The 6,833-nt window shown below is 42.4% G+C and carries 10 protein-coding genes; 7 read left to right on the forward strand and 3 right to left on the reverse strand.

The window, feature by feature from the left end:
* Positions 1 to 185, reverse strand: a 185-nt coding sequence (locus V7K85_RS08085; protein ID WP_334812535.1) for a hypothetical protein, incomplete at its 3' end; no start/stop codon positions are given.
* A gap of 379 nt (positions 186 to 564) precedes the next feature.
* Between V7K85_RS08085 and V7K85_RS08090 the strand changes: the two genes are divergently transcribed.
* The 4 genes from V7K85_RS08090 (at position 565) to V7K85_RS08105 (ending at position 1,466) form a co-directional block, all read left to right on the forward strand.
* The gene (locus tag V7K85_RS08090; RefSeq protein WP_334812536.1) at positions 565 to 777 is read left to right on the forward strand and encodes a hypothetical protein; all 213 of its coding nucleotides are present in this window, start codon (positions 565 to 567) and stop codon (positions 775 to 777) included.
* 12 nt (positions 778 to 789) lie between these two features.
* Positions 790 to 933 (forward strand): hypothetical protein, encoded by a 144-nt coding sequence (locus tag V7K85_RS08095; protein ID WP_334812538.1) that lies wholly within the window; start codon positions 790 to 792, stop codon positions 931 to 933.
* A 132-nt stretch (positions 934 to 1,065) separates the two neighbouring features.
* On the forward strand, positions 1,066 to 1,266 hold the full coding sequence (locus V7K85_RS08100; protein WP_334693120.1) for a type II toxin-antitoxin system HicB family antitoxin: 201 nt from the start codon (positions 1,066 to 1,068) through the stop codon (positions 1,264 to 1,266).
* Complete coding sequence (locus tag V7K85_RS08105) at positions 1,263 to 1,466, forward strand: type II toxin-antitoxin system HicA family toxin (RefSeq protein ID WP_334812540.1); 204 nt, start codon at positions 1,263 to 1,265, stop codon at positions 1,464 to 1,466. Before V7K85_RS08100 ends, V7K85_RS08105 begins: the two co-directional genes overlap by 4 nt.
* A gap of 98 nt (positions 1,467 to 1,564) precedes the next feature.
* Here the strand turns inward: V7K85_RS08105 and V7K85_RS08110 are convergent, their stop codons facing one another.
* The gene (locus V7K85_RS08110) at positions 1,565 to 3,613 is read right to left on the reverse strand and encodes an elongation factor G (RefSeq protein WP_334812542.1); all 2,049 of its coding nucleotides are present in this window, start codon (positions 3,611 to 3,613) and stop codon (positions 1,565 to 1,567) included.
* Between the two features lie 267 nt (positions 3,614 to 3,880).
* Here V7K85_RS08110 and V7K85_RS08115 point away from each other — a divergent pair, with 267 nt between their 5' ends.
* The 3 genes from V7K85_RS08115 to V7K85_RS08125 all read left to right on the forward strand — a co-directional run bounded on the left by V7K85_RS08115 (position 3,881) and on the right by V7K85_RS08125 (position 5,898).
* Entirely contained in the window at positions 3,881 to 4,804 is a 924-nt protein-coding gene (locus tag V7K85_RS08115) for a tetratricopeptide repeat protein (RefSeq protein WP_334812544.1), read from the forward strand.
* Between the two features lie 83 nt (positions 4,805 to 4,887).
* Positions 4,888 to 5,442, forward strand: coding sequence for a phosphate-starvation-inducible PsiE family protein (locus tag V7K85_RS08120; RefSeq protein WP_334812546.1), 555 nt, complete (start codon positions 4,888 to 4,890; stop codon positions 5,440 to 5,442).
* Between the two features lie 210 nt (positions 5,443 to 5,652).
* Positions 5,653 to 5,898 carry a hypothetical protein gene (locus V7K85_RS08125; protein ID WP_334812548.1) on the forward strand — a complete coding sequence of 82 codons (246 nt, stop codon included), beginning with the start codon at positions 5,653 to 5,655 and terminating at the stop codon, positions 5,896 to 5,898.
* Between the two features lie 225 nt (positions 5,899 to 6,123).
* Here V7K85_RS08125 and V7K85_RS08130 read toward each other — a convergent pair.
* Positions 6,124 to 6,833: FG-GAP repeat domain-containing protein (locus tag V7K85_RS08130; RefSeq protein WP_334812550.1), on the reverse strand; the 710-nt coding region annotated here is incomplete at its 5' end.

The raw sequence follows: 6,833 nt of genomic DNA on the forward strand, positions 1-6,833 counted from the left end.
GTCTCGCCACCGCCGTTTCCAAAGTTGTTGAGATTTGGCAGTCCGCTGTAGCTGTAGTATGACAGTTGGCCGTCAGGTCTCAAAGCGAAGAGAATCTGAATACTGTCTTGTGCTAAGACAACTACAGAGGTCGAACACAGCCCGATAGTACTCGCCAATGCGATTACGAATGTCCTACGTCGCATCTTTTTTTTCATTCGTGAAACTCCTTTAAGTAGCATAATTGAGATTGATCCAATATGTAAGTTACCCAATAAGTAGATGGACAAAAATATTTACAGTCATTGCGAGCGGAGCGTTCGCGGAGCGTCTCTAAGAGTTGCAATCTCAGCCCTTGCGATTGCTTCATTCCGCTTTCGCTCCATTCGCAATGACATTGTGTAATTAATTGTGTCTGATATCAATTTACATTGAGCTTGCATATAATAGAGAGTAGAGGGTATAGAACAGCGCAAAAATGTCACGTAGGCTAAAAATAGAAATCACAGAAAGTGCAGAGTATCTAGAGAAAACTCTAAAACACGCCATCAGTGCAAGCCAGAAAGAAAGACTGCAAATGCTTTGGTGGTTCAAAACAGGACAAGTGTGATCGCAGTTACTGACCAATTGATTCGTTCTGGTAAGGCGGTAATTAGTACCCAAGTGTTGGGAGAGTTTTTTAGGGCCACAACCCGGACTCAGCGTTCGCTTTTAACTTCTGCTGAAACGCTGGTGCGAATGCGTAACTATTTAGCTGCTTGCCATGTCATTGATATTACACGACTCATCTCTTTATAAGCAATTCGCGGCGTGGAAACCCATCACTTCGGGTTTTGGGACGCGCAAATTTGGGCAACGGCGCAACTCAACCAAATTGAAGAAGTTTATACTGAGGACTTTGCATCAGGTGCGACGGTTGAGGGCGTGCGGTTTACGAATCCTTTTATAGATTGAATAAAGATTCCCAACTTCTAAGAGAAATCGGGAATGTCAGCCTTGGAGCGATGCCTACGACAGGCATTGCCTACAGAACTCTCAAATGTAGTTGCGCTAAGATATACAACACGACACTGCAACAGATTTATCATGAAAATCAAAGCCGTTATCTGGCAAGAAGACGATGTGTGGTGTGCTTCAGTACCAGCCCTACCAGGGTGTCACACATGGGGAGAAAGCTACGAACACTTGTTAGAAATGCTTAAAGATGCAATTCAGGGTTGGCTTGAAGTTGCTAGCCAGCAGGAAGAACTTGAACCTGATAAACAGTTAATTGAAATATCTCTATGAAATCTGTTTCTGGTAAAGCCTTATGTAAAATTCTTGAACGGTATGGCTGGAACCTGAAACGGATTACTGGCAGTCATCATATTTATGTCAACAAAGGTATCATTCTCTCTATTCCTGTTCATGGCAATCGCGATTTACCCATTGGAACATTGAAAGGACTGCTGAAGGATGCAGGTTTTACAGAAGATGATATAGACTGACAACGATTTATTAGACTTTAGTTATTAGCCCGAAACTTAAAGTTCCGGGCTAGTGTTGATTTTAAATTAATCCAAAATCCAAAATCCAAAATCCAAAATTATTTGCCGTTGCCGTTACTACCATTGCCACTACTGTGAATGACACGTTCCGCAAGTTTTTCCGGCACTTCCTGAAGATGGTCATATTCCCAGTGGAAAGAACCAACGCCGAGAGTGAGCGATCGCAGCTCTACAATAAAGTTTTGCATCTCTGCTTGCGGCAAATATGCAGAGACATTATCCCAGCCTTGCCAATCGTTTTTACCTTCATAGCCTAAAATTTGCCCCCGTCTACCAGTCAAAAGTTGCAGCACTTTGGAGGTAAATTCGCTAGGTGTGGTAACATCCACCCGCAGAATTGGTTCTAACAGGGTAGGTTCCGCTTGAGGTATCCCCGTTTGCATTGCCAATCGGGCAGCTTGCTTAAAGGCTTGTTCGGAACTATCAACGTTGTGATACGAACCATTAGTCAGAGTTACGGACAAATCCACTATTGGGAAGCCCAAAGGCCCATGTGTCAGAAATTCCCGCACACCCATTTCTACCCCAGGAATGTACTGTTTGGGAACCACGCCGCCGACAATAGTTTCATTAAAGTTGAAACCTGTACCGCGTGGTAGGGGCTTAATATCGAGAAAAACATCACCAAACTGTCCGTGACCACCGCTTTGGTGCTTGTAGCGCCCATGAACTGAAGCCACCGTTTTGCGGATGGTTTCTTTGTAAGGCACTTGCGGTAAGTGGGTTGTCATTGGCAAGTTATATTTGCGGCGCAGTCTGTCTAGGGTGACTTGCAAATGAATCTCACCTTGACCCCACAAGATAACTTCGTGGGTATCGCCGTGTTGTTCCCAAGCAAGTGAGCAGTCTTCTTCCAATAACTTGGTAATGGCACCGCTAAGTTTAACTTCATCGTTGCGCTTTTCTGGTGTGATAGCCAGAGCATACACTGGTTCCAACTGTACAGCTTTGGGTAATTCTAGTGCAGATTGCTGTTCTATAGAGATTGTATCGCCTGTCTTGATTCCTTCTAAACGGCTCAATGCGACAATTTCACCAGCACTAACTTGGTTAACAAACTGCTGTTGTTGTCCCATGAGGCGGTAAATTCCACCAGTCCGAATGCCATTGAGGACAATACCATCAGTTAATTTGCCCCGCCAAACACGCACCAGAGAGAGTTTGCCACCTTGGGGAGTGTAATAAGTTTTTAATACCTGTGCTAAGGCTGTATCACCTTTTAAGTTTTTTAAGCGACGTTCTGCTGTGGTTTCTGGTTCGGGGGCTTCCCGTAACAAGGCTTCTAATAGAGGTCTAACACCATAATCTTGTTCTGCCACACCAAAAAAAACGGGCACTACCAAATCTGCCCCTAATTCCATTTTTAAATCTTTGAGAATTTCCTCTTGGGGTGGCTCAATGTCTTCTAAAAGTTCTTCGAGTAAATGGTCGTCAAAATTTGCTAGGGCTTCGAGCATTTCTGCTCGTGCTATATGTTCTTCTTCTTTTAAGCTTTCGGGAAAGGGGATGGGATCAGCAGGTGCGCCTGGATGATATTTATATGCCTGTTCACTCACCATATCAATAAAGCCGGTGAGTTGTTCCCCGTTCATGATCGGATATTGATGCGCTACCAGGGGACGGCTAGATACTGCTTTCAGGGCGTGTAACGTTTCCAAAACGTGAATATTTGCCCGATCCATTTTGTTGACAAAGACAAGGTGAGGAATTTCCCAATCGTCTAGGAATTTAAATAGAGGGGCAAGGGTGAGGACACGTTCGCGTATGGGTTCGCAAACTACAATTGCTGCATCCACTCCGATTAAAGCATTGTAAGTTTCTTGGGCAAATTCTACACTTCCCGGACAGTCTATAAAGGTGAAGCGAATGCCGCTATACTCAGTGCTAGCGGCGCTGACTTCTACACTCATGTGGCGATCGCGCGACTCGGCAGCACTATCTCCCACTGTATTGCTGTCTTTAACACTCCCTTTGCGAGAAATTGCCCCTGTGACAAATAACAAGCTTTCTAGTAAAGTGGTTTTTCCACTTAAATAAGGCCCGACAATTGCAACATTCCGCGAACCCGATTTTACTTTTTCGTTCATAAAACCTCACTTGCGGTAAGTCTTTTATAACCGCATTATTCTGCTGTATATATCAGGGATAAAAAATGGTTCTCTGGAGTCAAAATTACCCCTTCTTTAATTTTTTATTATCCTTCTTTTAATCGAAAGTTAAAAAAATTGTAGCCTGTTGTAAGATTTAGCTTAAGAAAAGTTAAGTATCCAAAAGTTTAATAGCGAATCTAAAACTTTTGTAACGAATTTTTTATGAAGTAAATTTAACTGAAAGTGTTGCGAATCAGAAAATCAATGAGATTATCATTTTCTAAATATCCCATAGCAGGGTTAGTAAGTTTGACTTTGTTAGTTGTTAGCATTCCCTTCCCTTCTTTTTCTCTCTCTCCCTCTCTCCCCTCAAAGCTGGCACAATCTAATGGTAAAACTGCCATAGACTGGTTAAACCAAGGTTTACAGGCAATTCAGGCGGGAAGGGTACAAGATGCGATCGCCGCCTTTAAACAAGCTGCCCAATTAGATCCGACATTAGCGCCAGCGCACTATAATTTAGGGTTAGCATTCCGACAAACAGGACAATTACAACCCTCTGCGGATGCATTTTATCGAGCGACGCAAGCCGATCCCAAATTTGCTCCTGCTTTTGCTAATTTAGGTGGTGCGTTGTTAGAAGGTAATAATTTCAAGTTAGCTAACGATTACTTGCAACGCGCGTTAGAACTTGATCCAAAACTAGGATTTGCCCACTATAACTTGGGGTTGGTACGAGAACAGCAACGAGATTGTGAGCGAGCGATCGCATCTTTTAAAAAAGCCATAGAATATAGCAAAAATGCACCAGAACCACCTTATCATATGGGAATGTGTTATCTCCAAGAAGGTAAACTCGATCAAGCCAAAGATGCCTTTCGTCAAGCAGTAAAAATTAATCCGAAGTATCCAGAAGCTTACTACAATCTCGGTTCAATTTGGTTTCAGCAACGTAAATTCCAAGAGTCATTAGAGGCTTTTAGAAAATCAGCCGAAGCTAACTCTAACTATCCCAACGCTTATTATGGTGCAGGGTTAGTTTTTATGCAGTTACAGCAATATGGAGATGCAGTACAAGTATTCAAATTTGCCAGAGATTTATACAATGCTCAGGGTAATCCCCAGTGGGCAAAAAATACCGAACAATTGTTGCAACAGGCACAAAATTTAAATTACCAACCTCGCTGAGGCGCAAAAGCTTAATATTGCATAACATAAAACTATTGGGTTGACTCGCTGGTGTTGTCTTAACTTGTCCCGATTGGAATGAAATGTACATGCAAAAGCGCCAGAAAAGTCGATTTTTATTTAGTGATCGCTGGCTTGATCGGCACTCAATTGTTCGCAACATGGAAGCCTTTCAAGACTTAATTGTGATTGTCTTGTGTTTGGCTTTGTTTGCCGTCATGCTGATGCAATTGTGGGGGTTATTTGTCGCCATTACGCAGCAGTTGGATTATAAACATGTGACTGCAAAAATCCTATTTGTGTTGATTTTAGTCGAGTTATTTCGACTGTTAATGGTCTACTTGCAAGAACATAGTATCTCTGTGGGAGTGGCAGTTGAGGTAACAATTGTATCTCTACTGCGAGAAGTAGTAGTCCAAGGAGCGCTAGAAATTTCTTGGGTTAATACAGCTGCAATTTGTGGTTTGTTGTTTGTTTTGGGTGGGCTACTTGTGGTCTGTGCTAAGACGCCACACATGGATTGTATGAGCGCTAACACTAAGTTGTGCCCGATTGTCCATAGAGGAGATAGGGAACGACAAAATGAGTTGGAATTGCAGTATTCACGTCAATGTGATGAAAATCAACCTCTTGGATAAACTTCTATGAAATTAGGGAGTGGGGAGAGCAAGGGAAAAAGAGTTGAAACCATATCGGTTTTTTTGACGGCTGTTAAGCCAAAAGTATTAGTACCTAACTTACCCTCAAAAGGTACTTCCGACGTATTGAACTATACTCTTTTTGGGAGATGAATCGCTCTTGAAGGGTGAGTATAAAGTTAATTAGAAATTCTAAAAGAGGGTCAAGCAATGACTACAAATACAGGTAACGGACAGTCTCAAGAACCAATTAGCAACTTGGAGTATGATTTTATCACCGTGTTGCACAACAAGGCTGAAGCCGTTAAAGCTTATGATGTTTACATCAAAGATGCAGAGCAAGTAGGTTCTCAGCCTTGTGTAGAGTTGTTCCAAAAATTGCGCCAATCTGATATTGAACATGCACAAGAGGTTCGCCGACATCTACAACAAGTCATGCAACACGGTAAGATGTAACCCAGGTGTTTAACTGCGTAGGCGTAGCCCGTCGTAGACATCGCTTCTCATTTAGTGAAACTAAACACAAAATAGGCGATCGCACTTCATGTAAAAAATTTTAAGGACGCGACAATAAGCTGTTCCACAAATAACCTTGCATATATTGGGCAGGCGAGACGCCCACCCCAGAAGAAATGTACAATTTCAGATTATGCAAACTAGATGTGGTTTAGTTTATCATTTTTATATTGCCAGTCCTACGTAAGTGCGATTAATATTGCCTGTTTCGTTCCAAATTAAGTCGGTTAATCCATCACCATTCACGTCGCCTGTTAGAGTTTTATAACCATTCCATCCACCTTCTGAGCGGTCTTGTGCTCCCAGAAATGTAAAGGTTCCGTTCCCGTTAGAAAGTCCAACGTAAGTGCGATTAATATCTCCTGTTTCGTTCCAAATTAAGTCGGTTAATCCATCACCATTCACATCGCCTGTTAGGGTGTCATAAGAATTCCATCCACCTTCTGGGCGGTCTTGTGCTGGTAAAAAAGTAAAGGTTCCGTTTCCTTTAGAAAGTCCAACGTAAGTGCGATTAATATCTCCTGTTTCGTTCCAAATTAAGTCGGTTAATCCATCGCCATTCACATCGCCTGTTAGGGTGTCATAAGAATTCCATCCACCTTCTGAGCGGTCTTGTGCTGGTAAAAAAGTAAAGGTTCCGTTTCCTTTAGAAAGTCCAACGTAAGTGCGATTAATATTGCCTGTTTCGTTCCAAATTAAGTCGGTTAATCCATCGCCATTCACATCGCCTGTTAGAGTTTTATAACCATTCCATCCACCTTCTGAGCGGTCTTGTGCTGATAAAAAAGTAAAGGTTCCGTTTCCTTTAGAAAGTCCAACGTAAGTGCGATTAATATTGCCTGTTTCGTTCCAAATTAAGTCGGTTAATCCATCGC

Source organism: Nostoc sp. (genome assembly GCF_036917615.1).
GTDB lineage: Bacteria > Cyanobacteriota > Cyanobacteriia > Cyanobacteriales > Nostocaceae > Nostoc.

What these genes read in the sequence shown, in the direction of transcription:
- V7K85_RS08100 (WP_334693120.1), top strand. Translation starts at nt 1,066, where the DNA reads ATGAAAATCAAAGCCGTTATCTGGCAAGAAGACGATGTGTGGTGTGCT.
- V7K85_RS08105 (WP_334812540.1), top strand. Translation starts at nt 1,263, where the DNA reads ATGAAATCTGTTTCTGGTAAAGCCTTATGTAAAATTCTTGAACGGTAT.
- V7K85_RS08110 (WP_334812542.1), bottom strand. Translation starts at nt 3,613, where the DNA reads ATGAACGAAAAAGTAAAATCGGGTTCGCGGAATGTTGCAATTGTCGGG.
- V7K85_RS08115 (WP_334812544.1), top strand. Translation starts at nt 3,881, where the DNA reads ATGAGATTATCATTTTCTAAATATCCCATAGCAGGGTTAGTAAGTTTG.
- V7K85_RS08120 (WP_334812546.1), top strand. Translation starts at nt 4,888, where the DNA reads ATGTACATGCAAAAGCGCCAGAAAAGTCGATTTTTATTTAGTGATCGC.
- V7K85_RS08125 (WP_334812548.1), top strand. Translation starts at nt 5,653, where the DNA reads ATGACTACAAATACAGGTAACGGACAGTCTCAAGAACCAATTAGCAAC.